Origin of the sequence: Paenibacillus whitsoniae (assembly GCF_003955665.1) — a bacterium.
GTDB classification, from domain to species: domain Bacteria; phylum Bacillota; class Bacilli; order Paenibacillales; family NBRC-103111; genus Paenibacillus_E; species Paenibacillus_E whitsoniae.
In genome coordinates, this window is the sequence record NZ_RXHU01000045.1 from 21,655 (window position 1) to 47,399 (window position 25,745).

Annotated in this window: 26 protein-coding genes and 1 pseudogene; 8 read left to right on the forward strand and 19 right to left on the reverse strand. The window is 43.2% G+C overall.

Features of this window, described 5'->3' with window-relative positions; translation table 11 throughout:
* Positions 1 to 48: 48 nt before the first annotated feature.
* The 3 genes from rpmF to EJQ19_RS16225 form a co-directional block, all read right to left on the reverse strand.
* Positions 49 to 222 carry a 50S ribosomal protein L32 gene (gene rpmF / locus EJQ19_RS16215; protein ID WP_126142291.1) on the reverse strand — a complete coding sequence of 58 codons (174 nt, stop codon included), beginning with the start codon at positions 220 to 222 and terminating at the stop codon, positions 49 to 51.
* Positions 223 to 265: 43 nt separating this feature from the next.
* On the reverse strand, positions 266 to 775 hold the full coding sequence (locus EJQ19_RS16220) for a YceD family protein (RefSeq protein WP_126142292.1): 510 nt from the start codon (positions 773 to 775) through the stop codon (positions 266 to 268).
* Positions 776 to 845: 70 nt separating this feature from the next.
* Complete coding sequence (locus EJQ19_RS16225) at positions 846 to 1,988, reverse strand: SepM family pheromone-processing serine protease (RefSeq protein WP_126142293.1); 1,143 nt, start codon at positions 1,986 to 1,988, stop codon at positions 846 to 848.
* Positions 1,989 to 2,083: 95 nt separating this feature from the next.
* Here EJQ19_RS16225 and EJQ19_RS16230 point away from each other — a divergent pair, with 95 nt between their 5' ends.
* On the forward strand, positions 2,084 to 3,331 hold the full coding sequence (locus EJQ19_RS16230; RefSeq protein ID WP_126142294.1) for a nucleoside recognition domain-containing protein: 1,248 nt from the start codon (positions 2,084 to 2,086) through the stop codon (positions 3,329 to 3,331).
* A gap of 17 nt (positions 3,332 to 3,348) precedes the next feature.
* On the opposite strand, the gene coaD is transcribed toward EJQ19_RS16230, so the two are convergent.
* The 5 genes from coaD to EJQ19_RS16255 form a co-directional block, all read right to left on the reverse strand.
* Entirely contained in the window at positions 3,349 to 3,852 is a 504-nt protein-coding gene (coaD, locus tag EJQ19_RS16235) for a pantetheine-phosphate adenylyltransferase (RefSeq protein ID WP_420901683.1), read from the reverse strand.
* Positions 3,853 to 3,866: 14 nt separating this feature from the next.
* Entirely contained in the window at positions 3,867 to 4,430 is a 564-nt protein-coding gene (gene rsmD / locus EJQ19_RS16240; RefSeq protein ID WP_126142296.1) for a 16S rRNA (guanine(966)-N(2))-methyltransferase RsmD, read from the reverse strand.
* An 821-nt stretch (positions 4,431 to 5,251) separates the two neighbouring features.
* Positions 5,252 to 6,010 carry an ankyrin repeat domain-containing protein gene (locus EJQ19_RS16245; protein ID WP_126142297.1) on the reverse strand — a complete coding sequence of 253 codons (759 nt, stop codon included), beginning with the start codon at positions 6,008 to 6,010 and terminating at the stop codon, positions 5,252 to 5,254.
* A gap of 187 nt (positions 6,011 to 6,197) precedes the next feature.
* Complete coding sequence (locus EJQ19_RS16250; RefSeq protein ID WP_241242940.1) at positions 6,198 to 6,587, reverse strand: helix-turn-helix domain-containing protein; 390 nt, start codon at positions 6,585 to 6,587, stop codon at positions 6,198 to 6,200.
* Positions 6,588 to 6,855: 268 nt separating this feature from the next.
* The gene (locus EJQ19_RS16255) at positions 6,856 to 10,398 is read right to left on the reverse strand and encodes an SIR2 family protein (RefSeq protein ID WP_126142298.1); all 3,543 of its coding nucleotides are present in this window, start codon (positions 10,396 to 10,398) and stop codon (positions 6,856 to 6,858) included.
* A 158-nt stretch (positions 10,399 to 10,556) separates the two neighbouring features.
* On the opposite strand from EJQ19_RS16255, the gene EJQ19_RS16260 reads away from it, so the two are divergent.
* Complete coding sequence (locus tag EJQ19_RS16260; RefSeq protein WP_126142299.1) at positions 10,557 to 11,300, forward strand: hypothetical protein; 744 nt, start codon at positions 10,557 to 10,559, stop codon at positions 11,298 to 11,300.
* A 16-nt stretch (positions 11,301 to 11,316) separates the two neighbouring features.
* Positions 11,317 to 11,532, forward strand: coding sequence for a hypothetical protein (locus EJQ19_RS16265; RefSeq protein ID WP_126142300.1), 216 nt, complete (start codon positions 11,317 to 11,319; stop codon positions 11,530 to 11,532).
* A 33-nt stretch (positions 11,533 to 11,565) separates the two neighbouring features.
* On the opposite strand, the gene EJQ19_RS16270 is transcribed toward EJQ19_RS16265, so the two are convergent.
* On the reverse strand, positions 11,566 to 12,531 hold the full coding sequence (locus EJQ19_RS16270) for a copper amine oxidase N-terminal domain-containing protein (RefSeq protein ID WP_126142301.1): 966 nt from the start codon (positions 12,529 to 12,531) through the stop codon (positions 11,566 to 11,568).
* A 25-nt stretch (positions 12,532 to 12,556) separates the two neighbouring features.
* Positions 12,557 to 12,667, reverse strand: a pseudogene (locus EJQ19_RS16275) (excalibur calcium-binding domain-containing protein); the annotation flags it as partial.
* A 493-nt stretch (positions 12,668 to 13,160) separates the two neighbouring features.
* Here EJQ19_RS16275 and EJQ19_RS16280 point away from each other — a divergent pair.
* Both EJQ19_RS16280 and EJQ19_RS16285 read left to right on the forward strand, forming a co-directional pair.
* Entirely contained in the window at positions 13,161 to 14,261 is a 1,101-nt protein-coding gene (locus EJQ19_RS16280; RefSeq protein WP_126142302.1) for a DUF4236 domain-containing protein, read from the forward strand.
* 371 nt (positions 14,262 to 14,632) lie between these two features.
* Positions 14,633 to 14,842 carry a DMP19 family protein gene (locus EJQ19_RS16285; protein WP_126142303.1) on the forward strand — a complete coding sequence of 70 codons (210 nt, stop codon included), beginning with the start codon at positions 14,633 to 14,635 and terminating at the stop codon, positions 14,840 to 14,842.
* Between the two features lie 381 nt (positions 14,843 to 15,223).
* Here EJQ19_RS16285 and EJQ19_RS16290 read toward each other — a convergent pair whose 3' ends face one another.
* From EJQ19_RS16290 to EJQ19_RS16300, 3 genes are all read right to left on the reverse strand, one after another.
* Positions 15,224 to 15,682, reverse strand: a complete 459-nt coding sequence (locus EJQ19_RS16290) for a YbjN domain-containing protein (protein WP_126142304.1) — start codon at positions 15,680 to 15,682, stop codon at positions 15,224 to 15,226.
* A gap of 57 nt (positions 15,683 to 15,739) precedes the next feature.
* Positions 15,740 to 16,489 carry a hypothetical protein gene (locus EJQ19_RS16295; RefSeq protein WP_206438435.1) on the reverse strand — a complete coding sequence of 250 codons (750 nt, stop codon included), beginning with the start codon at positions 16,487 to 16,489 and terminating at the stop codon, positions 15,740 to 15,742.
* Between the two features lie 520 nt (positions 16,490 to 17,009).
* On the reverse strand, positions 17,010 to 18,614 hold the full coding sequence (locus EJQ19_RS16300; RefSeq protein ID WP_126142306.1) for a copper amine oxidase N-terminal domain-containing protein: 1,605 nt from the start codon (positions 18,612 to 18,614) through the stop codon (positions 17,010 to 17,012).
* 287 nt (positions 18,615 to 18,901) lie between these two features.
* On the opposite strand from EJQ19_RS16300, the gene EJQ19_RS16305 reads away from it, so the two are divergent.
* A complete protein-coding gene (locus EJQ19_RS16305) occupies positions 18,902 to 19,420 on the forward strand; it encodes a CBO0543 family protein (RefSeq protein ID WP_206438436.1) in 519 nt (172 codons plus the stop codon).
* Between the two features lie 33 nt (positions 19,421 to 19,453).
* Here EJQ19_RS16305 and EJQ19_RS16310 read toward each other — a convergent pair whose 3' ends face one another.
* Together EJQ19_RS16310 and EJQ19_RS16315 are read right to left on the reverse strand one after the other, a co-directional pair.
* Entirely contained in the window at positions 19,454 to 21,160 is a 1,707-nt protein-coding gene (locus EJQ19_RS16310) for an AAA family ATPase (RefSeq protein WP_126142307.1), read from the reverse strand.
* An 80-nt stretch (positions 21,161 to 21,240) separates the two neighbouring features.
* On the reverse strand, positions 21,241 to 21,531 hold the full coding sequence (locus tag EJQ19_RS16315; RefSeq protein ID WP_126142308.1) for a hypothetical protein: 291 nt from the start codon (positions 21,529 to 21,531) through the stop codon (positions 21,241 to 21,243).
* A 213-nt stretch (positions 21,532 to 21,744) separates the two neighbouring features.
* Between EJQ19_RS16315 and EJQ19_RS31850 the strand changes: the two genes are divergently transcribed.
* Complete coding sequence (locus EJQ19_RS31850) at positions 21,745 to 21,921, forward strand: hypothetical protein (RefSeq protein ID WP_164716582.1); 177 nt, start codon at positions 21,745 to 21,747, stop codon at positions 21,919 to 21,921.
* 62 nt (positions 21,922 to 21,983) lie between these two features.
* Here the strand turns inward: EJQ19_RS31850 and EJQ19_RS16320 are convergent, their stop codons facing one another.
* Positions 21,984 to 22,262: a hypothetical protein gene (locus EJQ19_RS16320; RefSeq protein ID WP_126142309.1), complete on the reverse strand. Its 279-nt coding sequence runs from the start codon at positions 22,260 to 22,262 to the stop codon at positions 21,984 to 21,986.
* 242 nt (positions 22,263 to 22,504) lie between these two features.
* On the opposite strand from EJQ19_RS16320, the gene EJQ19_RS16325 reads away from it, so the two are divergent.
* The gene (locus EJQ19_RS16325; RefSeq protein WP_241242941.1) at positions 22,505 to 23,551 is read left to right on the forward strand and encodes a polysaccharide deacetylase family protein; all 1,047 of its coding nucleotides are present in this window, start codon (positions 22,505 to 22,507) and stop codon (positions 23,549 to 23,551) included.
* 45 nt (positions 23,552 to 23,596) lie between these two features.
* On the opposite strand, the gene EJQ19_RS16330 is transcribed toward EJQ19_RS16325, so the two are convergent.
* The 3 genes from EJQ19_RS16330 to EJQ19_RS16340 all read right to left on the reverse strand — a co-directional run bounded on the left by EJQ19_RS16330 (position 23,597) and on the right by EJQ19_RS16340 (position 25,741).
* The gene (locus tag EJQ19_RS16330; RefSeq protein ID WP_126142341.1) at positions 23,597 to 24,052 is read right to left on the reverse strand and encodes a Fur family transcriptional regulator; all 456 of its coding nucleotides are present in this window, start codon (positions 24,050 to 24,052) and stop codon (positions 23,597 to 23,599) included.
* Between the two features lie 66 nt (positions 24,053 to 24,118).
* Positions 24,119 to 25,129 carry a CobW family GTP-binding protein gene (locus EJQ19_RS16335; RefSeq protein WP_126142310.1) on the reverse strand — a complete coding sequence of 337 codons (1,011 nt, stop codon included), beginning with the start codon at positions 25,127 to 25,129 and terminating at the stop codon, positions 24,119 to 24,121.
* A 42-nt stretch (positions 25,130 to 25,171) separates the two neighbouring features.
* On the reverse strand, positions 25,172 to 25,741 hold the full coding sequence (locus EJQ19_RS16340) for a hypothetical protein (protein WP_126142311.1): 570 nt from the start codon (positions 25,739 to 25,741) through the stop codon (positions 25,172 to 25,174).
* Positions 25,742 to 25,745 lie beyond the last annotated feature (4 nt).

Here is a 25,745-nt window from a genome sequence, read left to right on the forward strand (position 1 = left end):
AGCAAAAAAAATAGCACCTCACACTAGGATGAAGTACTATGTCAAAACTTATGCTTTTACGATCTCTCTGCCTTTGTAAGATCCGCAAGACTTGCACACGCGGTGCGCCAGCTTCAGCTCTCCACATTGTTCACATTTCACCATGCCTGGAACTTCCAGTCTGAAGTGATTACGGCGCTTGTCGCGACGAGTTTTGGACGTTCTTCTTTGAGGTACTGCCATATTCAAAACACCTCCTTCATCGAATATCGGGTGTGCGTGTTACCTATTCTTTGTTAAAAAAGTCCGCGAGACCTGCAAGCCGAGGATCGATCTTCTCCACCTTGCAGCCGCAATCTTGTTGATTGCGGTTTCCCCCGCACACGGGACAGAGACCTTTGCACGCTTCGTCACAAAGTGGTATGTAAGGCAATCCGACCACTACATTCTCTATAACGTAAGGCTCTAGTTCCACTTTATCTCCCACCACCAGATGAATATCCTCGTCAAGATCGGGATCTTCCTCTTCCGGTTTCTGCATAAAGACTTCCTCGAACGGAAGTACGATTGTTTGGTTCGTGTGCGATAAGCATCGGGAACAGCTTAACTCTGCGTCTACCGTTAACGTGCCGTTAACTCTTACCTGCCCGTCTTCATACTCGGCATGAAGATCGGCCCGAATCGGTCCATGGCTCAGAATGTCCTGGCGACCTTCAAAAGGCTCGTTCAAGTCCAATACTTCGCTCAATTGTTTTCGATTCGTTTTCAGCGCCAGCTCTTTAAAACGAAAATGCATATTTTTCACCCCAAACAAACAAAAATTATTATATCCATTCTACATAGGTTTTGTCAATTTAAAATATCGGCTACTTGGTAGTTTGTTCCGATTTGGGAGGCAAATCTGCTAGATACTTGATCGCTTCCTCCATCGTGCCGATCTCAACAACCTTCATTTTGGTCTTGATTTGCTTCGCTCTCTTGACGGCGTCATCATAGTTGTTGATTTTCGTGCCGTCGGGGTACGTCATGTTTTTGGGAGCGAAAAAGATATCCGCCTTCTCGCGGTCTGCCGCAATAATCTTGTGCTGAATACCGCCGATTGGCCCTACGGTGCCGTCTGCTTCAATCGTGCCTGTGCCCGCGATGCGATAGCCTTTTGTAATGTCTTCCGGAATAAGCTGGTTGTAGATCTCCAGTGAGAACATCAAGCCTGCGGAAGGACCGCCGATCTCACCGGCTTTAATCTCCACCTGCTGATCCGCAGACTCCGCCTTGACGGACTGCATATCGGCCGGAACGACACCGATGCCTGCCCGCGGCGTCCCGGTCTCACCGGCTTGCTGAGGGAGCGTACCCAGCGCCAGCGTCGCCTGCTGCTCCACTTTGTTACGTTTGAAGGAGATGGCCACCGTGTCGCCGGCTTTTTTGCCTTTTAAAGCGTCCAGGAGGTCCTGTGAGACTTTGATGTCTCTCGCGTCCGCCTTGAGCAGCACATCGCCCGGCTTGAGCGATTTCTCGCCTGACAGGCCGGCTACGGTCTGGAGCACCATCACACCTTCATGCTCAATGTGGTACGGCACTTTCGCCTCTTTATAGGCCGCTTGAATCGCACTGGCCTGTGAGGTCAGCATAACATATTCCTGCCGCTGGGAATACTCCTGCTCGGACTCCCCTTTTTGCAGCACACTTGTCTTGGGTTCTATCTCTTCATACGGGTGCACAAGTCCGACCAAATAGCTCATCAAATTGGCATCGGCCACACGAACCGTTGTGAGCATCAGTGTGCCTTGTTCTGTGCCCTGACTCTTCGGAATCGTGACCATCGGCTTAATTTCCTCTGCGGTGCCCGGCATGAAAATAAAATAAGGCAGCCGCACAAAAAACAGCGCATATAAGATCACGACGCCAACCAGCGCCGAAACTAGATACCGCCGCGTTGACGAACTTCTTGGATAACGATAGGATTCATTGGACCACGTGCGTACCGATTTCTCTTCTTCCTGCTCCATACAGGTTCCCCTTTCCTGCGCCTTCCCTGCTTGGTCTAATCTCCCCTGATCCCGCGTACAATGAAGCAAGTTCGAAGGACGGAGTGATGGATGCGATGCAGTCTTTCAATAGCAAAACCAAATCTCGAGCCACGACGGTCCTGTTGGGCGCGCTCGCCGGTCTTGTCGTGGTCTCGATCGTCTTATTTCCGGACAAGGCCTTCCAGTCTTCCCTGGAGGGACTGACCGTCTGGTGGAAGCTTGTTTTTCCCGCCTTGATGCCGTTCCTGATCATGACCGAAATGCTAATTGGCTTCGGCCTTATTCATGGAACAGGCGTTCTTCTGGAGCCACTCATGCGACTCGTTTTTCGGCTGCCGGGCGTCAGCGGTTGGGCGCTAGCCTCCGGCTTTGTTGTAGGATTTCCTGCCGGGGCCAAAATTACCGCTTCGCTGCATGAAAAAAATCTCCTGTCGCGCAAAGAAACGGAACGTTTGACCGCGCTTTCGCATTTGTGCAGCCCGATTTTCCTCGTCATGGTCGTCGGGATCGGCTTTCTCCATAGCGCCAAGCTAGGCATCGTGCTGGCCGTCATTCATTACGCGTCGGCGCTGCTGACCGGTTTCCTCATGCCCCGCGGCAAACGTGCAGAGGATGAGCGCCTTGTGTTCCAACCCGTAAGCGGCCCTCTCTTGAAGCGAGCGTTCCTCGTCATGCGCGAAGCGCACGAGGCCGACGGCCGCCCGTTCGGCAGGCTGCTCGGCGACGCTACGACGTCTGCCGTGCAGACGATGATGCTGATCGGCGGCTATATGATGATTTTTTCCGTGCTCATCAATGTGATGACAATAGCGCATCTAACGGATGCGCTGCGTCCCGTTACACACGTCGTGGTAAGCTCCTTACATGTGTATAGCGATACAGCCCCGGCCTGGATCAAGGGGTTCATGGAAATTCATCTTGGCGCGTATGCCTTTAGCCAAACGGAGCTTCCCTTGATTGGCCAATTAGCGCTGATCAGCGCATTTCTTGGCTGGGGCGGCCTCTCCGCCCATGCGCAAGTGGCCAGCATGCAGCACCGCTCCGGCGCACGCTACCTTTTTTTCATGCAATCCCGCATTTTGCACGCCGTGCTTGCCTTCGTCATGACCGCGCTGCTCTGGTCACCGCTGCAGCTGCTCTTGCGGGACACACAGCCCAGCTTTCTATGGCTGGATTCAGGCGTCTCCGCTTCCCCGCCGTTCCCTGTGAACGGTGAATCCGCGTGGAGCTTGTGGTGGCCGCTGCTGACACAATTCGTTCTGGTGCTGATCGTCATGCTGCTGATTTCGAGCACGATTCGGTTCCTCCGAAAGCAGCGCTAATTCCGCCAAGGGGCGTCTCAGGCTTTCGGATATTTTTCCTTCAACGCCTCTTCCACCTCAACCGGCACCAGATCTTCAACAGGCCCGTGAAATTTGGCCACTTCCTTGACAATCGAAGAACTCAAATAAGAGAACTTCGGTTTGGACGTCATAAAAAACGTCTCAATATCCGAGTTCAACTTATGGTTCGTCGACGCCATTTGCAGTTCATATTCAAAATCGGACACCGCCCGCAGCCCGCGGACGACAAGATGAACATTGCGTTCCTTCATATAATTCACCAGCAGGTCGCGAAAGCCGTCCACTTCCACATTCGGCAAATCCTTCGTGACCTTCCGAATCAGTTCCATACGCTCTTCCAGCGTGAACAACGGATTTTTGGACGTATTGTTCAGCACCGCCACAATGAGCTTGTCAAATACTTTTGCCGCTCTATGTATAATATCCAGATGGCCGTTTGTTACCGGGTCAAAACTGCCCGGGTACACCGCCACGGTTATGCCGTGTTCATCCCTTTTCAAGGTGTTCATCTCCTTCAGCTCGTCGGGTTATCCCGTTTGTAGATCGTCACGGCCGTATCGCCGTAGTCGGCTCTGCGCAGCAATCGGCACTGGCCGATCGTCTCGTCCAGCACGTCCTTCGCATCGTGTTCTACCACGATCGTCGCGTGCTCTTCCAGTAGCGCCTGCTCCTCCATCGCGAGCACCAACTCCGCAATAACCTTCATCTTATACGGCGGATCCAAAAAGACGAGCTCGAACTTCTGGGCTCTCTTGGCCAGCGCTTTGAGGGCCCTGGTCGCATCGGTCCGGTACACCTCCGCCTGCTCCTTCAGCCCGGTCGCCTGCAAATTGTGCTGCACCGTATCGACACTCTTCTTCTCAATATCGGTAAAAACCGCCTTCGCCATCCCCCGGCTCAATGCCTCAATGCCCAGCCCGCCGCTGCCCGCAAACAAGTCCAATACCTGTCCGCCGTCAAAATAAGGCCCGATCATGCTGAAAATCGCTTCTTTCACCTTATCCGTTGTCGGCCTCGTGCTCATGCCGGGCACAGCTTTCAAGGCTCTGCCCTTGGCCGTGCCAGAAATCACTCTCATCCTGCGCCTATCCCCTTATGCAAATTCTTTCATACGCTATATCGTACCACATGCAACTAGCCGACACAAAAATTTTTCCAACCCCGATGTATAAATCTTCCGCAAATCGGCCATCCTTACATTATCGACATCAGAGGATGTCGTAGACAACCGCGGAGAAGGCTTACGTTTCCCCATAAGCTCTTCGTCCGGTTTCTCCTCTCCCATGAGGCGGCTGCGCAAGCAGTCGCCGTTATTATTTTATAGAACAGTTTCAACGAATCCTTGTTTTATAAGGGTTTTTATAGGGAACCAGCAAATAAAAATACATATAGCACAGTCAATGTAATTGATGATAAAGGTACCAACAGGGTACCAAATGAAAGAATATTTAATCTAAATCTTCAGCAAACAAAATTAAGCCCATAAGTGATCACTCACTTTGGGCTTTTTAGCTTCGATTTTGATAAGTACTTCCTGTGACAACTGCGGGCCCCTATTCGTTTAGTAACGTTACCTTTCGCTTCATTGGTACGTTACCTTTTAATTCATCGTCCCGCTTGTCTTGGCTCATCTTTCAGCTGCGAACACTCCCATCATCCGTTAAAATGAAAAAGAGATCATGCGTTCTCTACAACGGCCACGGCAAACATGATCTCACCGGGAGTGTCCGGTGCCTTAAAAGGACGTTAGCGCGTCCTTCTTTCTTTTTGCCAACTCGTAATGTATGGACATCAAAAATACCGCCAAAAGGCGGTTTAAGGAAACCTTAATATAGCTCTACTACGCGAGCACAAGTAAGTAGCAGCATTCCTACTTCTGCTCTCACCAAATTTCCAAGCTCATCTTGATTTGCTTTCTTTTGCACCTGCATTTAGTAGCATTTCACTAATCTCTGTAAATCCAAGCTCTTTAGAAACTGTTAGAAGATATTTGTTGTCTACTCTAAGTTTATTCGGATCAGCTCCATGTTCCAATAACAAAGCTACTATTTCTTTAGAACCCAATTTTACTGCTTCCCATATTTCTGATTCCACTGTACTCCTGTCTGGATCAGCGCCCGAATCTAGCAGAAATTTCACCATTTCAATATCCTTATTTGTAATTGCAAGATATAATGCAGTTTTTCCAAATCGCATTACATTAACATTCACACCAGACTCCAGAATTTTTTCAGTAATCTTTTGGTTTTTATTAGTAACCGCCAACATCAACGCATTATTAGAGTCGTACTCATTACCATCAGATACTAACTCAATGACTTTGTTTAAATTGTTCTTTGAAACTGCTTCATTCAGTGCATCCAATTTTGGTTTTTTAACTGAAACTTCTGCCGGAGCCATCTTGAACGGTAGATCATTAGTAACAGCTGATGAGATAGCTTGTGTTCTCCTGTTCGCTTCACCTTGTTTTCCAGTTAAGTAGATAATTCCTAATGCTGTAATAGATAGAAAGCCGATAAATGTTAAAACTAGAGTTACAATTATAGTTTTTTTCATTGTTTTTCTGTTCTGAATCCCAGATCCAGTTAATGGTGTCCCGCATTGACTACAGAAGTTTTCAAGTTCTTGAAAACTTTTACCACAATTAACGCAATGCATGTTTAATCAAATTCCTTTCTTAAATGAATGAAAATTGTTGTTCACATATTACATTATCATCCAATAAGCGCTTTTACAATATCTCCTCCCGACACAACGTCCCCCCCCTTCCAGACGTATGCGTACCTTAGACCAAATTCGTCTTCCAAAACCCCCTGCATGACATTTGCGGTCTCGATTACACCCCTCATCTCATGCCATACAGTCTCAGCATTTTCTTTGCGCTTCTCAGGAGAAATATGTTTTGCCATATAAGCCTCTCCAATGCTTTCCCTGCTTCTGCAAGTTGTTTGAGTAGTACATCTTTAAGTGCTGCTGGATGTAGATCAAGATTAGGAACATCTTCTAGAATGTTGGATATGTATCCTCCCGATCTTTCGTCAGCGATCTCGAGAGCAAGTTTCCATGAAAGTCCGGACACCACCGTGTCATAAGCACTTGGTAATTGCCGCTCGCCATTCTCAATCCGGGCAAGTACGGAACGATGAATTGGAACTCGATTTGCAAGTTCTTCTTGAGTTAAATTCATTTCTCTTCGAAACGCTTGAATGGCTTTTCCAATTGCGATTGTTGTCACCACCTTTCCGTTTACTGTGACAAATTGCACTTAGCTGGTATAGAACTGTGACTCAGGAGCAAATTAAGATGGCTTATTTAACAAACAAAAACAACTGCTTATTATGTGGTACCTGACGCACTCACTTTTCCTAATATTTCGAAATAACTGGGAGATAGCCCGCGCCGCGGCACAGGCAGCTAAAGAGGCTTATAGAAAAGGTTTGAATACGAAAAAATAAACGACACCTCACCGGTGTCGTCTATTTTTTCTATAATTTCTGATACGTCTAAATATATTCTTTATCTCTCTTTTTTATATACTGTCTAACTTTTGATAAATAATCATATTCGGAATTCAACAAAATATCACTCTCAACATATATCTGACTTGTATCATTCATTAAATTCTTATACTGGTGTATCAAATATTTATAATTATGTTCCTTCACCTCTTCAAAACCTTGATTCACCCATTTCTCATAGTCGGCTGAATTCTTACTCTTTAAATAATCACTATAAAAATAAATCGCCTCTAGATAATAATATTTAATATGCTTTAAGTTTGATATTGCTTTAAGATATAAATTGTTAGCTTTTTCATCATTTTCTTCAATGAATGCCAGCATAAGATTTTTAAGACCATGTGTATATGCATTTGTTACAACTAATTGATTAATGTTCTTTTTATTATTTTTTTTCATCTTAGATAAAATGTAATTAGATTGAACTATATTTATGAATTCTTTTTTATAAATATTTTCAATATACTTTATCAGCTCTTTTGGATCTAATTGATCTAGATTATATTTAATTTCAAAGGTAAAAAAACTTTCTTGAGTTAAACTACTCATAGCTTCTATACAGGCCTGAAATTCGCCTAATTTAAATAAATCTGAAAGAATATTACGTTCATAGAGAAATTCCAAATTTTCAAGTACAAACTGAGTAGTTTGAATTTCAAAACCTTCCATTTCATAAGTATTGAGTACGTTTGATATGAGTGAACGATTTAATGTTTTTCTCAGATCATATTTATCCCAATCACTTATCGGGAATATCTTCTTAATCGTGCTAAAAGATTCATCAAAATGCCCAGAAAAATAATTAATATTACATATTAAAAGTTTTAAATAGGTACTTCCATTTTCTAAATCTTCAAAATACCCAATTAGATCATTTAATTTATTGGTAAATTTCGGTGACTGTTCAATTATTGAAAGATTAGAAGATAAATAACTTATATATAAAATTTTTTCAGACTTATCTCCTTCAAATTTATCAATATAGCTTAAACTTAATAAATAATTTTCAGCGGAACTGTCTAGAATCCCCAATGCTTTACTTCTATGGTATTTTTTCTTTACATTAGAGTACATTTCCAGATTAAAATCATTAAATTGATAGGCACGTTTGTAATATTTCGATAATTCCTCAGCAGTCCTATTAATTAACTGATGTGATGCAAACTTTCCAATAATCGATTGTAATTCAATTAAGCCACTATTTATTTCTATTAGTGATTTATTTTCTAGAGATGTTATTTCTTTATTTGTTATTTTATTTAATTCGTATTTGAATTCTTTACTTTCAAAAAACTGTTTAAACAACTCCATCGAAATACCATCTGGAAAAAGTGATAATAACTCAAAAGTTAACTTTTCTTTACTATTTAGTCTTTCATAGGAATAATTAATGGAATGATAAAGTGATTCTGATCTCTCAATTTTATCGTCTACATTATTATCATATATATCGAAATAACCTGAATTTGTAAAATAAAAAAAGTCATCACTTAATTCTTGATATAAAATTTTAACATCGATATTTTTCGGGAGATTTTTTGTAATTAACTTTATTGCTAGTGGGTTATTATTTAATAATTTGTCCAAAATTTCATTTTTCAAATACTTTTCATCTGAGCTATCAATTTTTGAATTGTAATTATTCTTGAATATTTTTAATGATTCTTCTGAAGTTAATGCGCGAAGTTCATGTTGCTCCTCGTATTCTAAACCTATCCACTCTCTTGATGTTATTGTTACTTTTACATAATCACAAATAAATGAGACTAGGTCTTTAATTTGTTCATAGTCACTTAGATAAACCAGCACTTCAAAGTTATCTAATATTAGTAACATATCAAGGCTAAAATCATTTAAAGAGATATGATCTCTAAAATTAACTACATTATCTAGATCAAAACAACTAGAAATCTTGCTTGCAAAAGATTCGTAGTCTTTGATTGGTTCACAATCTACAAATTTTATACCATTTGAGAAATAACTTCTTTTAAACAATTCATACGCTACTTTTTTCACAATAGTTGTTTTACCAATTCCACCAGAGCCTTTTATCGTCAGTATTTGATTATTTAACTCGATAATTTTTCTTGTGATATCAACAATATCAGTTGTTCGGCCAATGAAACTACTTAATCTTTTCGGATCGATCTGGGAAGCAAGTATTTTCTTTTCTTCATCTTCTCGAATAGTAATTATGGCATTACCTTTTTCGGCCTCTAATAGTATAATTTTTTCTTTATTAATAAACATACTACTCTTTAAAAGATTTAAATTATTTTTTTTTACTATTGAGAAGACAAAATTACTTATTTCTACTTCATTATAATTTAATATTGTCCAGGGATAATTTAATTCTTCATAAGATTGATCCGTAATATCCTTATCCAAAAATAAAAATATGCAATTGATAAATTCCTGGCCAAGATGTTGTTCTAAGGTTTCAAGCGAAATAAGTTTACTTTTATGCATTTGGTCTTCAATAACAATTTTTTTATTTATATAAAACGAAAAAATGAATAAATAATCATAATCCTCTAGAGAATGTAATGTTTCCTCAGTTAAATATAAACAATCTATTTTCACATCATACTTTGAAAAATATTTAGCTATATTACCAAAATCATAAGATATTTCTCTATCCAACGGTGAAGCGATTAATATTAAAATTTTCGTTAAATATTTTTTTGAACTTTGAACAACCTCTATATTGGGGTTCACTTCAATCAGAACTTCTCTTTGAGCTATAGATGTTTCTTGATAGGTACGTTTTACTTCAATTAAGGAGTCAAACCATTTGTTTAATTGGCTCCATTCAGTTAACTTTATTTGTTTTACGTTATATTTAGTTAAATTTGTTTCTTCTGTAGTAATAATAAAATGATTTCTTGCTAGGCCGTCAAACATTTTGTTGATTCGCTCAAATTGATCTCTAACATGTTCATCTGTAAGGCTAAATCCAATAAAAACAATTGTATAATCTGTAATTATTGAATTAAGCCTGTTTATTGCTGGGTTTTCAGGTACATATAATTCTTCATAGTCACTTTTAAACAAAACACATGTTTGAGGATTATCAATACAACCATGAATTTTAAATATATACTTTTCAATATCTTCTAAATTACCTATTCCAAATATATTATTATTATCTATTTTCTTGTAATCTGGTAATGCTAACTCAAAAAGCTTATCATAATTTGTTGTAATTATTTTTGTTGCAATCTCGCCTATCTTTTTATGTAATTGAATTTTTTCCTTGTGATGCTCTTTTAGTTGAAAAATCTTATCCATTATTTTATATAACCTAGCTCTATATGGATAGAGTTTCTCTAACACTTCGATTTCGCTAATATGTTTTAAAACTATTTTATATTCTTCTAACTCAGGTTCATCTACTGATAATTCATTAATAAATTCAATGATCATTTCTCTCCAATTAGGAAATCCAAGTGATCTAGAAAAGCCTGAGCCAATAAAAAATACTAGTCGATCTTTCTCCATTGCTTCTTTAATTCCTGAATGAATCATACTAACACACTCCGATTTTTCTACTAATAAATTTCCATCATAGAAAATTTTACCATACTAAATTCGACCTGAATAGACATTATTTGTATCTTCTGAACTAGGACTTGTGGTATATTAGATTAATAATCCAAATATATCCATTATAGGAGTAAGTACAAATGTCAGGAATCATTGAGATTTTATTGAAAGTAGCCCCATTAATAACTGTAGTCCTAGTATTAATCCGTTTCAACATTACAACCACAAATAAAACATTGATAGATTTATTGCTAACACCGAAAAATAATAGAGATTGGGATGATTTCTTAGAGATCATTTCTGTTTCATTAATCCTTATTTTGACTTTAAATGTTTCAAGCCTTATTGTTGATTACTCAAAATTATCCAGTACCTTTAAAATTTCGTTAATATCCATTGATGGAATATTATTTTTAATTTCTGCGTTCTTTCTTTTAGTATCCTGGTTACTACTATTATTCAGACCTCAAATTAACATAAAGCTTATTAATTTTGTTTTTTTCACAAATTTCACTTCGCTATTACTTTTTTCTTTTTTCAATACTGCACTTAACCAAAAATATTTAATTTCTTTCTATTCTGGTAAGCAATATTCTAAATTGCTCATCATTTTGGGCTTGTTCTATGTTTTTTATATACTCATATTCTACTTTTATAGGCTATTATACAAGGCATTCAATAAGCCGCGAGTACCTGCATATAAAATCGAAAAAATACCAGTTAACCAGGTTGAAGAGTTACTTAAAGAGTTATTTTTCATTTATTTGCTGGATAGCGAGCGACACATCTTATCGAAATTCCCAGTAGATCGAAAAAAAATTACATTGCCTGTCTATGTCTACTATCCAAAAGATAATTCATTAGTGGAATTCAAAAAGGATTAATTACGGAGGTCATTTCATGTTTAAAGCCGGGTTCATACTTGCTACAGATGCTCATATTGATGCTGCTATCTTTAACAGAGCACATGTCTCTGTTTACCAGCGATCATCCAAAGGGATAATGGAACCTTTATTTGAAGGTGGGATTTTTGAATCAGATTGTGAGATGTTAGTGAAGATGGCCGGCGGATATTTACTGAAGGCGAATTGTGAGTTTAGATTGTGTAATGAATGAATTAAAAAAAGCCGCATTTGAGCGGCTTTTTATTTATTTAGAACCAGTAAATTCTATGCCATTCTTTCGAATTGAAATATCTATAAAGGTCTTCTTCTTCTTAGTTGTTCCACTGTTACTAAGCATCATATTAACAGTGTAATCATCTTTTGCCCATTCTGCCCCTAAATGCATATCTCCATTAGTGATTCCGTTGTAAATTATTTTACTAGCTTCATCCTTACTCTTTCCTTTTAATTGTTCGCTAATTGATTTGCCTGCTTTTTCGCTTGTAAATGCATTTCCTTCAGACTTAGGATTGCCATAAGCTCGTCCTAATTCTTGTCTTAATTTTGTGAAATACTCATAAGACGAATCCTTATCAGTGATCCTATAGGCAATCTGCCACAGTTTCCCTTCTTTAAAGTGATAATAGACAGTTGCCGGCAAATCGAATAATGAATAATTCTCATAACCTACAACATAATCAAAGTCTACTAGCATTTCTAATTTACTATTATCGGATTTTATTTTATCAATAGAAGTACCCCAGGAATATTTTTTAAAGAAATCTGAAAATGTAACTACTTTGTCAGTAACAATATCTATTCTCTTTTTGTTCTCGTCCCAAGTCACTTCTCCATCACAGCTTTCTCCAATAAATCGAAGTGGAACAAAAGTATCTCCATTGATGATTCTAGCGGCCTTTTCTAACAAAGTGCTCTTTTCGTTAACTTCAGCATTGGTGTCACCAATTTTCAGAACGATTTGCTTTTCCTTTGCCGTGCCAGTAATTGTTTTTGTACCTTCATCCCATCCAACTTCAAGTCCAACTCCTTCAAATATTGGTCGTAGTTGGACCAATGTAGTTCCTTCCTCAATTACTGGCTCTTGAGTAAAAATTACTTGAATCCCATTGATGAAGACACTTATTGGTACATCTGATGCAAAAGACTTCGTAGGAGTTAGAATCAAAGTTACAAATATTAAGCTAAGAAAAAGTTTTAATAATCTTTTCATTTAAAATTCTTCCTTTAATTTATTTTTATTCACATGCCACGCCAGCATTATCTCGATCTAGCTTACTGTTATATCCAGGATCACCACGATGGAGTGGGGCTTTACCCGCAACTTTGACTGCTGCGCAGTTTGAATAGCTTCCCTGCCTGCTGTGCTTTGTACTGCAGGACTCGCCTTTTTTAACTCTTCAATTTTCAGCAGCTTGTTTTGAGATTAATTCATCTTTTTCTTTAGATCTGTGGAGTCTTGTACAGTGGTACCTGCTGTTAATGTCTTACTCTGTTCTGCCTTATCAATATACCCACTTACAATAATGATTCCCAGACTGCTACACCGCCAAGAATGAGTTTATTTCATGTTCTCTTCATGAGAAAGAAAATTCCAATGTATGGAGATTAAACATAATACAACTAAAACCCAAGATGTTTGATACCATTTGTGTCGTAACATGGGTGCACCTTCCTATTTTGTATTAGAAGTACATTCTATCATACAAAATTCAACCTTAATAGTAATATTTTGTATCTTTAGACCTATGGTGATGGTATAATGTGCTCAGTTTTATTTCTTGATTCTTTACTATTTATATCAATTTCTTTGACTTTAATAATATGACGGAGGGAAATCGCATGGGGTTTGGGTTTAGAAAGAGTATTAAAATAGCACCTGGAGTCCGTTTTAATGTAGGAAGTAAGAGCATGGGTTTAAGTTTTGGTGGCCGAGGGTTAAGATATAGTATCAATTCGAGGACAGGAGTTAGAGCAACAATTGGACTTCCTGGTAGTGGTTTATCATACTCCGTCAGTGGTAGAAATAAACGAAGTTATAAAACGCATGCATATCAAAGAAGAAATGACCTAGTGCGGTTACAGAAAGAAATGAAGAAATTAGAAGAACTTCAACAAGCTAAATATGAAGTTGAACTATTTGAAAATCAAATTGAAATGATTAAATCAATACATAAAGAGTGCGACGATTCCATTCAATGGGAAGAAATCAGTCAATCAGCTCCACCTTTTATTCTTGGGGAGAAAGGACCTAAGGAGAAGGCAGTGATATTCGAGTTAGAAAATTTCAAACCAAGTTTCTTTCAGAAACTACTAAAATCAGACGAGAAAAAACGTACACAGCTTAAAGAAAAAATTCTTCAAGCAACTAAGGAAGATCAGGATGATTATGCAAATTGGAAAGAACTCGTATTTCTAGCTAATAAAATTACTTCTGGAGATACTGATGAATTCTTAAACGTTATTGAAGAAATGTCTCCATTAGACGATCTGAGTGATTTCGGAAGTGGTTTTGAGTTCATTATTCACGATCCCACTATTTTAGAAGTTGAATTCGATGTGCAATCAGAGAATGTAATCCCTAAGGAATCAAAGAGTCTTACACAGACAGGGAAACTTTCTATTAAACAAATGACAAAAACCAGTTTTTATGACATATATCAAGATTATGTTTGTAGCTGTGTACTTCGTATTGCGCGGGATATGTTTGCAATCTTACCTTTTGAGCAAGTCTACATACATGCTATGGACACTCAATTGAATACTACCACTGGTCATGATGAACAAGTAACTATTCTTTCTGTAAAAATCGATCGTTATGCTCTAAATAAACTTAATTTTGAAACCATCGATTGTTCTGACTCAATGCAAAACTTTGAACATAACATGAAGTTTATGAAAACAGCAGGCTTTAAACCAGTTGAAAAAATCCAAATTAGTTAATAGGCTATTTCTAAACACCTTTTATTCTTAAAATACGATTTATTTGTGGTACCCCTGAATTTATTAGGCTGCAGATCATTTCAATCAGCAGCCTCTTCCTCATGTTTATTCGGCTATAGTTTTCCGTCCCCCTATAAGATTTCGAACATACGTTTCACTTTATTAAGGGAATAAAGTTTTTTGGAAAGTAGGAGAAAACATGGAAAATCACGCGAGGGCCATTTGGAGTAATCCTAATGCATTCTTGGATGTATTAAGGATCATCAATGAAAAATGCAAGTATGGCAAAGAAACCAATGTATTATCTAAATCCGTGAAGACACTTTATCTTACCTTGAGGGCGAAGTAAATAATGGTGATTTAGTCAATATTTGTTTAATAGCAGCGGCAAACACTCTTCTGAAACGGTTAGTACGTTGAAAGATATAGGCGCCGTTTATACAGCTTCTTTACTTGAGGAAGCAATTAGTATATATAAAAATGGACCAACAAATGACGGCAGGAACGAACCAGAGAAAGACGATTTAACTGAGGAGCAAGAAGAGAAGCTAAACGAATTGGATAAAAGATTTTTAAACTAAAGTGACAACTTACTTAACTTGCAGCTCAACTACATACAGCACCTAGAAGAGGTTTAACTCACACGGCACGATAGCTTATAAACAATGCCAGTCAGCGCTTTATTTTCTCTACCAAGGCTACTGTTATGCATTCGATTAGTACAGTTTTTGAAACATAAAGTTGGGGACGAATTGGGGACGAAATTCTTCAAACCGTCCCCAACTTTATCAAATTGATTACTACCCGAATTTTGAAAACCCTTATATATCAAGGCTTTTTCGGACTATAACAGGCCCTAATAAAAGGACTTCCGCTCTTCTCCCATGAGGCGGCTGCGCAAGCAGTCGCCGTTATTATTGTTTTTAAAAAATAAAGGCCCTAATTTAATTAGGACCTCTTTTTTATGGACGCATTTCAAGTGCCTCTATGGCTTCAAGGGGAGACTGCTGACCTTGTATGATACCCTGAATGGCAGGAATGTATCGTCCCATCGTCACGACGTTGGGATAAACCAATTGCTTCAGCAAGCCTGATGTTAAGGACGCTTCCTTGAGATCAATGCTGGTTTTAAAACGAATCTCACCGTCGTCCAGATCCAGCTCGAAATTGCCGATGATCAAGCCGAAGTTGGCACGAGTTAAAAATTCGGAAACAGCCGCCAGTCTTTCCTCAGGTACGTTGTCCGGATAAACCGAATAAAAAATAAACTGCCGCTGCTCCTCACGCGTTTGGGCAAAACAGTTCCACCGGGAGTTTGCTGCGGTCGAAACCAGTTTAATGACTGTTTGCCCCTCCAAACGGGAATAAGACCAATCTTCCGATTGAAAAAACTCCAATACGCTGCCTAACATTTCTTCCATTTTAGATTCTCCTTTGGGCGGGTCTCAATCGTTCACATTGGTTGTAAGGCTGCAGTCCTAGCTTCTACTGAAACTTTTCCCGGCATCCAAATCGTAATCGGTTCCTTCCCGCATTTTGGACAAATTCAGGTATTTTGAACCAAGAGCGCCACTCGAGAGCGCCGCTATAACTGTGGCATCGGGAATATCATATTTTTTCTGGAAAGCATTTTTCCAGCTTAACCACAGTGATCTAAAAGAAACTGCCTTCACTTTGTTAGGCTTTGTTGTGTCCCTGGTAAAGAAATAAGAATCGTTTTGCACATTGGCTGCGTGATTGCGGACGCACTGCCAGCGTGCTCCTTCCCCTGCAATCTTCGTATAGGCATCCAGATTTTTCTCCGCACCGCCTGCGGTAAGATCAATGATTTTGGCCTTATCTACTTTATCGTGCACATTGCTGAATTTCAGATTCCGGTAATGGCCTTTATCATCCATCTTCCCTGCAGCCTCGGCGTGCTCCGTACCACTGTCAAACATGGTGGGAACGCTGGCCGTGTCGGCATTTGTACTGTCGTAAATATTTTCGACATAACCCGTCCAGTTTTTAGCGTGCTGAAAGGAAAGCTCCAGTGTCTCCGTCTTGCCTGCGTGTTTGAACGGAATTTTAACGCCATAAAAGAAGGGATCGACTTTATTTAAGGTATCTTTATTCAGTTCCTCGCTGGGCTCCGTCCACTTGCTGTTAGAGTCTTTGCCCCATGTTTTCTCAGCGTGATCATCGACGCGTTTACCGACGACAGCATTCATCTCGCCGGATTTTTTCAACGCCTCCACTTTGCTTGCGGCCTCAGTTGGCGCTTCTGCTGTATAAAAATTTACCACGCGGCCATCCGTAACGAGCGCTCGGGTCCCGCTGTTTTCCATATTTGTGTTTAATCCCGCTTGTTCCAAATTTTTACGTTGTATGACAGCCGAGCTGCTTTGAGGCGTATTGCGGCTTTCTAAAGGTCCGTTAGGGGAAGTAGATCTGAATAGCTGCGTCACCGCGCGGTTGCCGTACATTCTCTGAAGTTGTAAAACGCCCGAGGGCGACAAGGAAGGAGCTGCTTCTGCCGATGGTATAGCAGGCTGCGTGTTTTTCTCCAGTGAACCTGGCTTATGGCGGCTTGGATCATGGGAACGATGCAACATTATTCCTCCTGTTTCAAAACAATTGTGACTTCATTTTACAGGAAAAATCAGGAATGTGGAAGTTCAAAAGAAACAGACCGCCCCTTTTCCCAAAGGCCGGCGGTCTATCCTCATTCAACCCTATTCAAGCCACCGCCCCTGCGACGGCCAGCTCCTACTCCCGCGTAATACTCACACTATGCGTATTCCCGTCAAACTCCACCTTGCCTCCCAACTGCTCGGCGATAAAGCGGAGCGGCACGAAGGTAGCGCCGTTCTTCAAAATCGCCGGGCTGTCCAACGGAACGTTAACGCCATTCACTTTGGCTGTATTCGCATTCAGCGTCAGCACGATCTTTTTCTCACTCAGCGCGTCATTAATCGTAATCTGACTAGCGTCTTCATCCCATGTCACTTCCGCGCCCAACTGCTCCGCTAGGTATCGCGCCGATACCATCGTTACGCCAGCGTCGTCAATGAAAGGATGACTTGAATCCCAAGGATGATAGACTTCTCCTTCTTGATTCAGTATCAACGTCATATCCTTCTTCGCGACTTTCAGATCGTTCCGAAGCAGCTTGTACAGCGTGGAATCCTTCTTGACCGAACTCAGCAGCGCAGCTGCTTTGCGACCGCCCGACAAGTCTTTCAATTCAATCGTCCCGCCAGAGACGTCAAGCGTTTCCGCTTTTACCGGCTTGTTGATATTCCAAATTTCCTTGGTATACGCCAGTTTCACGGCGCTGACACCGGAGCTCTCATCCACAATCGGCAGAGTGAGATCAGCATTTATTTTACGAATCTGTTTATCTTGATCCACATACAAATCTGCTTGCAGCACCGTCTGATCGCTCAGCAAAGCTTTCATTTGGGGCTCTGAGACCGCAGAGACTGAGTTCGCTATCGTCTCATCCCAATTGTCGAGCTGCGTCTTCACGAGTTGCTGAAGTGTTGTGTACAAGAATTCAACCGCCAGGGTTTTATTATTCATATAAGCCATCATGAGGTCATTGTATTGGGAAGGCGCCGCGCTGTCCTTCGATGCCGCTTGCATCGATTCCTTGATCACCGGCATCAGAATGTCGTAAAGTTGACCGAGCAAATCCTTCAACCCTTTTTCATCCGCTACCATATTGGTCAAAAAGGCTTTAACGAGCGGAAGAAGCTCGCTTCCCTTGATTTCGATATGCGCTTTCTTCAGCGAAAGCGTTTCGTTATTTATCGTGTCTGTCACAGAAGAGACGGAAATATGCTCAGGGTTCGGAAGGTTGCCAATAACGAATTTCAATACAACCGGCACAAGGTCATTCATTTTGCCCATAAGTTCTTTTTGCAAAGCGGTTGTCTCGGAAGAAGGAAACGCAGCAGCGCCTCCAATACCATTCATAAGATCCATCGAGAACGGCTTCTTAGCTCCTTCCACTTGCAGCGTCAAGTTTGTACCGCTCATCGCCACTTGAAAAGGGATCGTGCCGCGGCCGTACACTAAAGCGCCATCAACGAACATGTGCTGCTTATCCTGCACGTTTACGCTGCGGAATTCCAGCTTGGCATGATTCAGCATATCGAAGGCTTGCTTATCTTCTGGGGATAAGGTACTCGTACTGCCAGGTACAAGCTCCAGTTCAAGGGAACCCTTGGACGATGCGGATTGCAGTGTCGCATTGTTTATTAGCGCCTGTCCGATGTCGAGGCCCTGAATCGTTTGGCAGCCCGTGAGCACCATCAGCATGGCCGCCATCATGGCGGAGAGCCACCACGTCATTTTCTTTCTTGCCATCTACGAATCTACTCCTCTAATTATAGATTGGCTAGTATATATTACTAGACATGATAGATATACGCGCAGATGAAGCAAAAGATGCGGAAATTGCATGAAAAGTTGAAAATACTGGAATTGAAGCTCGAGTGCCAGTTGAGAGAACCTTTGTCGGATGCAGCGCTTATTTTTGGATAACCCATGATTTTTGGGGATAACTTAATACAGAAGTCTCAAAGTTGTCCATCGATGAGGACGTTTTAATCATTCCTTATCATCATAACCGCTAATTGTGGAGGCTGCTTTCCATGCTCCTGGAACGAACTGTACTCGTGATGTGCTGGGCCTTCGCCATCTTGCTGATTTGCTTTACGACACCGCAAGGCAAAGGCCGTGACGCCATACTGATTTTTTTATTCAAACAACTTATGACTTGGATATTTGGCATTCTGGTTGTTCAGTTTGGCCTGATCAATTATCCTGTTCGAGAATTTCCGAATGCTACGAATACAAGCTTCTCGTTCGAATATTTCATTTATCCGGCCACGTGTGTTACGTTCGTACTCCGTTTCCCCGAGGAGAAAAGCCGGCTTCACCAAATCGGTTGGTACCTCTTCTTCCCGACCTGGATGACGATCTTGGAGGTTCTCATTCAAAAATATACGGCCTTGATCGACTATATCCACTGGTCCTGGTACTGGACGTGGATTACGTTGCTGGTTACATTCTTCATCTCTCACCGTTTCTATCTATGGTATACGAAACATAGCAGTGTCACGATCGGCCCCGATGCCTCGCAGAGTCCGCCTAAAAAATCAAAGGGCTGAACAGATCACCGTCTGCTCAACCCTTTTTGACTGTTATACGTCTCCGAATCCTAGAACTTCCTTCCCGGCCGTTAGATGGGGCGGCTTTACTTCACGCGCCTCTGGCCGCGTCTGGCCATATAGACGGGAGTAAATGTGCTCGATTTCCTCGCCGGTCAAATCACCGCGGCTGAGCAGTTCTTCCGCAATCGCATGAACAAAGTCGGAATGCTCCGTGACAAGCTTTTTTACTTCGTTCATTTGGTGCTTGAGCAGTTCGTTGATTTGAGGACGAAGCGCTTTTAGCCCTTCCGACTTGGAACCGAAGGCCAACCAACTGAACAGTTCTTCGCCCATCCCGACCATCCCGATGTACGCACCGGCAATTTCGGTGGCATGCTGCAAATCGGAGGTGACGCCGTTTAATTTTTTCCCTAAAAATAGTTCTTCCACAGCACGCGCCGCAAGGCATACTTGAATTTCCGCCAGCATCTCGCTGTCGCTTCGATTGTAGCGCTCGTGCGTAGGCTTGGTCGCTGCCAGACCCAGTGCGCCGCCGCGGCGGATAATCGTCACTTTCCATACGCGGTCATGCGGCTTGAGCAAATATTGCGCCACGGCATGGCCGGCTTCGTGATAAGCGACGTTGCGCTTCTCGTCGTCCCGCATGGAGCGCAGCGGCTGCTTCAGCCCCCACTCATACGTTTCCATCGCCGCGCGGAAGTCTTCGTAGCTGGCGACCTGACCGCCTCGCTGATGCGCGATGACAAGCGATTCATTCACAATATGCTTAATTTGCGCAGGGCTGTAGCCTACGGTGTCAAGCGCGGCTTTTTCAGCCGTCAAGGACGCGTCGGTCCGCACTTTGCGCAAATAGTATTGGAAGACGTCCACACGGCCGTCATAATCCGGCGTATCCACCCACAGCTGTCTGTCGAAGCGGCCGGGTCTGAGCAAAGCTTGATCAAGCACATCGGGCAGGTTGGTCGCGGCAACCGTCAACACCGCAGGGCGTTCCGCTTTTTTGCGTCGAAGTCCCAAGGAACGAAGCAGTTTGGCGATTTTGGAATTATCAATGTTCGGAGGATCCATCTGCAGCAGTAACTCGTTAAGAAGCCCGGTGCCGCCACCCATCCCCATCATACCGCCCATTGCGCCCATACCGCCTCCGCCTGCACGGCTCATCCCGATCGCATCAATCTCATCGATAAAAATAATACATGCCCCGTATACTTTCGCTAACTTTCGGGACTTCCGGTACAGCCCCATGACCTTCATGTTCCCTACGCCAAAAAACATGTTTTGAAAGCTCGGTGCTGAGGCGTAAGCAAACGGGACTTGCGCTTCGTTGGCGATAACCTGTGCTAAGTAGGATTTCCCTGTTCCCGGAGGACCGCAAAGCAATAGGCCGCGGATTGCTTCACCGCCCATTTCTTTAAATTCTTTTACGCCTTTAAGCAGTGTGACAATCCGTTTGGCGTTCTCAACAATCTCCGGATTGCCTCGATAGTCGTCCCACGTGGCCCCGGTTTCCCCGGGCAGGATCCAGTATGTTCGCCCTCTGGCCAGGAACCAGAACAGCGCGACGAACTGAATGATCATGAACATCATCGCGAAGAGCAGTTGCAGCGCTAGACTGGCAAGCGTTAAAGCGATATTCCAGGCCGTTGGCCCGCCTTGCCACAACACTCCACCGATGATCGCGAGGAAAACGAGCCATAGGATGAATTTTCGCCACTTGATCCACTGATATCTCCTCATGGCCACACACTTCCTTTAGTCAGATTATTTTATTCTATGAAAACATCCGGCCCTCCATGAAGGAAGGCCGCCATATTATTTTAATTGAATTTTTTGATAATGTCTCGAACAAACTTAAAAATTACTGCTATTCCGGCTATAAAGAAGAATACGACCAACGTCCATTTCGTCGGGTCGGCCGGAACAAAGGATACAATGATGTCCAGCGGCAAGATATAGTAGAGGACATCTTTCAAATAATCGAGGACGAACGTAAGATCGAAAGCTCCTTTCCAAAAAGATTGGAAAAAAGCGATTAAGAAGTCAACCATCATCAATCCGAAGATTCCCCAAAGCGTGTAGAGCATCCAATCTGCGAGGGTAACCGCCATTTGTCATCACCACCTTGCTACATACTATGCTAGGCCTAATGACATGTGATGACGCTAACGATTACAACTGCGTTACATTCATGTAAGGGGTTGCGTCGTATAAATCATATTTCAACGTTCGCTTGAAGATTCCTTCTTTGATGTGGTATGATTTCAACGAACATACATTCCTATCATTTCACAACCTCATCAGTCAGAAAAGAAGGTAGCTGCATGAACGACAAACCAGTATTTGAGCATTTGCGCGATAAGTATGCGGATGAAGATCGGGCCAAGCTTCTGATGCTGCAATTGCGCACGTTGATGGAACAGAAGAAAAAGAAGAAATGGTATCACAAGCTCAAATCTTCACCGAAAACGAAACCCATCTCCTGGCAGGATCCTTCTTAACTTCTTTCAAAAAAGGCCCTTCCTGCAGACAGCAGCCTGCGGGAAAAGCCTTCTTCGGATGTCTATCCGTTTTTTCTCTTCCTGGAATAATACAGGACACCGAAATAATGTGCACCCGTAAACAAGGTCAGCAAACCAAAGAACAGCAGGAAGCCCCCTTGACGGTCGCGGAAAAACAACTGCACGACAAATAGCGCGAGAGAAATCTCACTCCATAGCAGCGTTCTTTTTTTCAATTGGGTCAAATCGGCTGTCGATTTGCTAATTTTGCGAAGATTCATGTACGTAAGCCCCGCGAGGACGATGACGCCAACAATAATGACAAGAATATAGCCTGACAATGCGACTCCCCCTATTCCGATATTGCCATCTTTTTTTCTTACATAGACACTATCTATTAAGATACATGGAAGCGGGGCGGATGTCCATTGAAATTGGCACCTGTCCCCCTCGTAGATGACGGCTAATCTTTGAAAATAACCTTCCATGACTGAGCAGCCTTATATTTCCGCTTTCCGATCTGGATAAGAGCTCTCTTCCTGACAAAACCTAGAGCATATTCATAATGCTCGGAGGGATTGTTATGGTCAAGCAGCTTTGGTTCGTTGCCGCCAGTTGTCTGCTCATGTCAGGCTGCGGCGTTTCAAGTTCACAACCCTTTCAAGACCAGGGATCGTCCCTGTCGTCATTCCCACCTGCCAAGGATGTCGCCATTCAGTCAGCTCGCAGCAAGCTCGCTGATGACGTCCCACCTTCCACAACGATGCCACAATCTCTAGTGGTGACGCCTGCGCCGCAGTCTGTGGCGACACCGGCTGCAACTATACCGCCCCGCCCAACGCCGACGCCTGTGCCGAAGGCCAGTGTGCAGCCGAAGGCAAGCACAAAGCGCACTGCTCAAACAAGCGAATCTGCCAAGCGGCCATCAGTACCCGTTCAGAAAAACCAGGGACATGCTCGGATTCAGAAGAAGCTTACGCTCTCCCAGCTTGTCGCTAAATATCCGGACACCTTCAAGCTCCGCGGCTCCGGTCTGGAGAAGAAGATCGCACTCACGTTTGATGACGGTCCTGACACACGATTCACGCCGAAAGTGTTGGATGTGCTGAAATCGCATCAGGTTAAAGCGACTTTCTTTGTCCTCGGTTCTCTCGCTAATACGCACCCGGATGTGATTAAACGGATTGCGCAAGAAGGCCACGTCATTGGCAATCATTCTTTCAGCCACGCCAATTTGCCGAAGTTGTCCGTAAATCAATTTCAAAATCAAATCGTTCATACGGAGAACGTTTTACAAGGCTTAATCGGCTATGCCCCGAAGCTGGTAAGACCTCCTTATGGAGCTATTAATGAAGAGCAAGTACGATGGATTGCGGACCATCATTACCTGATCGTGAACTGGAACGTGGATTCACTGGATTGGAAATCGCTGAGCGCAGCGCAGGTGCTGCAGAACGTTCTTCATCAGACGCGACCTGGCTCCATCATCCTACAGCATTCGGGCGGAGCTGAATCGCAAGATTTGTCAGGGACGGTTCAAGCCTTAAGTCCACTCATTACAAAGCTGAAAGCTGCCGGTTATACATTTGTAACAGTACCTGAGCTGCTGCATGTGGAGAAAAGCAAGTGAAATCCGTATATAAAAAAAGTCATGGAAACAATGTTCCATGACTTCTCATGCCTGAGGAGACCCGACCTGCAGCTCTTTGCACTCTGCGCAAGTACCGAATATTTCAAACCGGTGGCTTTGAACTTCAAAGTTTTCCGGCAGATCTTGTACAAGTTTCATCGGACAAAATTCAAATGTAACGGTTTTCTCGCAGCTGACACAAATCATGTGATGGTGATGGTGCGACAAGCAGCTCGCCTTAAATTTCAACCCGTCCGCCAAATGAAACTGCTCGAGAACTCCCATCTCGCTAAGCAAGCGAAGGTTTCGGTAGACCGTATCAAAGCTGACACCAGGATATTTAGCCTTCATATATTCATAAACGTCTTTCGGCGATAAATAACTGCCCGATTCCGCGAATAGCGTCGCCAAGCTTCTGCGCTGCTCTGTAATTCGCCACCCTTGCCTCGACATGGCTGCCAGCATTTCATCAATCGTATGCGTATGCGTACCCACTTGCATTACCCCTGTCTTCAAGTTGTTCTCTTCTTATAGTGCAGCAAATGGGCCTCTCACGTCAAGTCGGGGTTACTTTACCGCTGGCATATCCGACATGGCCTCGAGCTTAAGCAATTCTTCGCGCACTGCATCCCGCGAGAAGTTCTCGCCAATGAACACCGCAACATCCGGCACTTGGCCCTGCGGGGTGATTTTTATAAAATCCATTTCACGGTAGGCGAACTGGAAGAGGAAGCGACTCGCCGTATCCGTAAAGCTGAGAATGCCTTTCGCGCGGTAGACTTCTTGCGGAAGCCGGCTGACGAATTGTTCAAAGGCCTCACTATCCACCGCCCGCTCAAAAAAGTGCGTATACGCCATCACATGGCTATGTGAATGATGGTAATGCGCCTCGTGGCTGTGATCGTGATGATGCTCGCTATGCGCATGATCCCCGCTCTCGGCCTGTGTCGGTCCACCAGCTGCTACGTCCCGGAGGCCTTCCAGCAGCTCCATATCCACACGTGAGAACACGGTGCTGCGCACGTCCGCATGGGGATTCCACGTCTGCACCAGCTCAGCAACCTCCTGCATCGCCGCGGTTTCGAGCAGATCGGTTTTGTTCAGAAGCAGCAGGTTTGCGCAGCGGATTTGCTCCTGCATAAGGCGGAACGTTTTGCCGCGGCTTGTCCGGCTGAGCTCCAGAAGCTGCGGTGCATCCACGACTGTAATAATGCCTGACAGTGCCAATGGGAAGATCAAGGAAGCATCCGTCACTTCATCGATAATTTCCATCGGATTGGCAATACCGGTGGATTCCACAAAAATCAGATCAGGCTGTTCGTCCGTAATGAGCTCTTTCAGCGCAAGTCCCAAGTCTCCCCTGCTTGAGCAACAAATACAGCCTCCAAGCAGCTCCGACATGGGCACTTCATTGTTAATCAACTGACCGTCCAAGTTGACTTCGCCGATCTCGTTCATAATCACGGCCGGCTTACGCCCCGCTTCTGTATAATAATCGATGGCTTGCGTTAGAAACGTCGTTTTCCCGCTTCCCAGGAACCCGGATAATACATAAACCTCAACTCGCTTGTTCGTCAACTCGCTTACCTCCACGATGATAATTTCATTATGTGCGGCATACTACTGCCGTTCCTGCTCTTGCCCGCTCTCCGCCACTTCAAACTTCGCGGCAAAAATCGGCCACTTGCCGACGATGCTGACCACAAACGGGAACAGCTTTGCCCACAGCAAGCTATTTACCGGATCGGCCGGTTTGAGCGGCAGTGCAAGTCGATCATACAAGATCCTGACCGCTTCATGGACTAACCTGAGCGCCATATCCGCCGGATCTGCGCCTTCTTCATTCACCGCTTCAAACTGCGGCAAGTAATGCAGCCGAATCGGCTCTGAAAGCTGATGCGCGGACAACGCTTCCGAAGCCATGACCGTCCCCATCCCCTTGCTGACCTGCTGGGCAATGTTCGTTTCAAACGCCGTTGGAATACAATAAATTTCCAGCGCCAGCGCAGCCAGATAAATCTCACGAATCAGCTCATCTTCCTTGGCCTCCGTCAGCACCGGCTCCGACAGGTAGGCGGTCAGCACAGGCTTCAAGGTATCCCACCCATTTTCAATACTGCGCATCGTGGCTTGCATCATGCCCGCGGCCAGTTCAACGGGGGTAATTTGCTTCTTGTCCATCTCTTGCATCAGA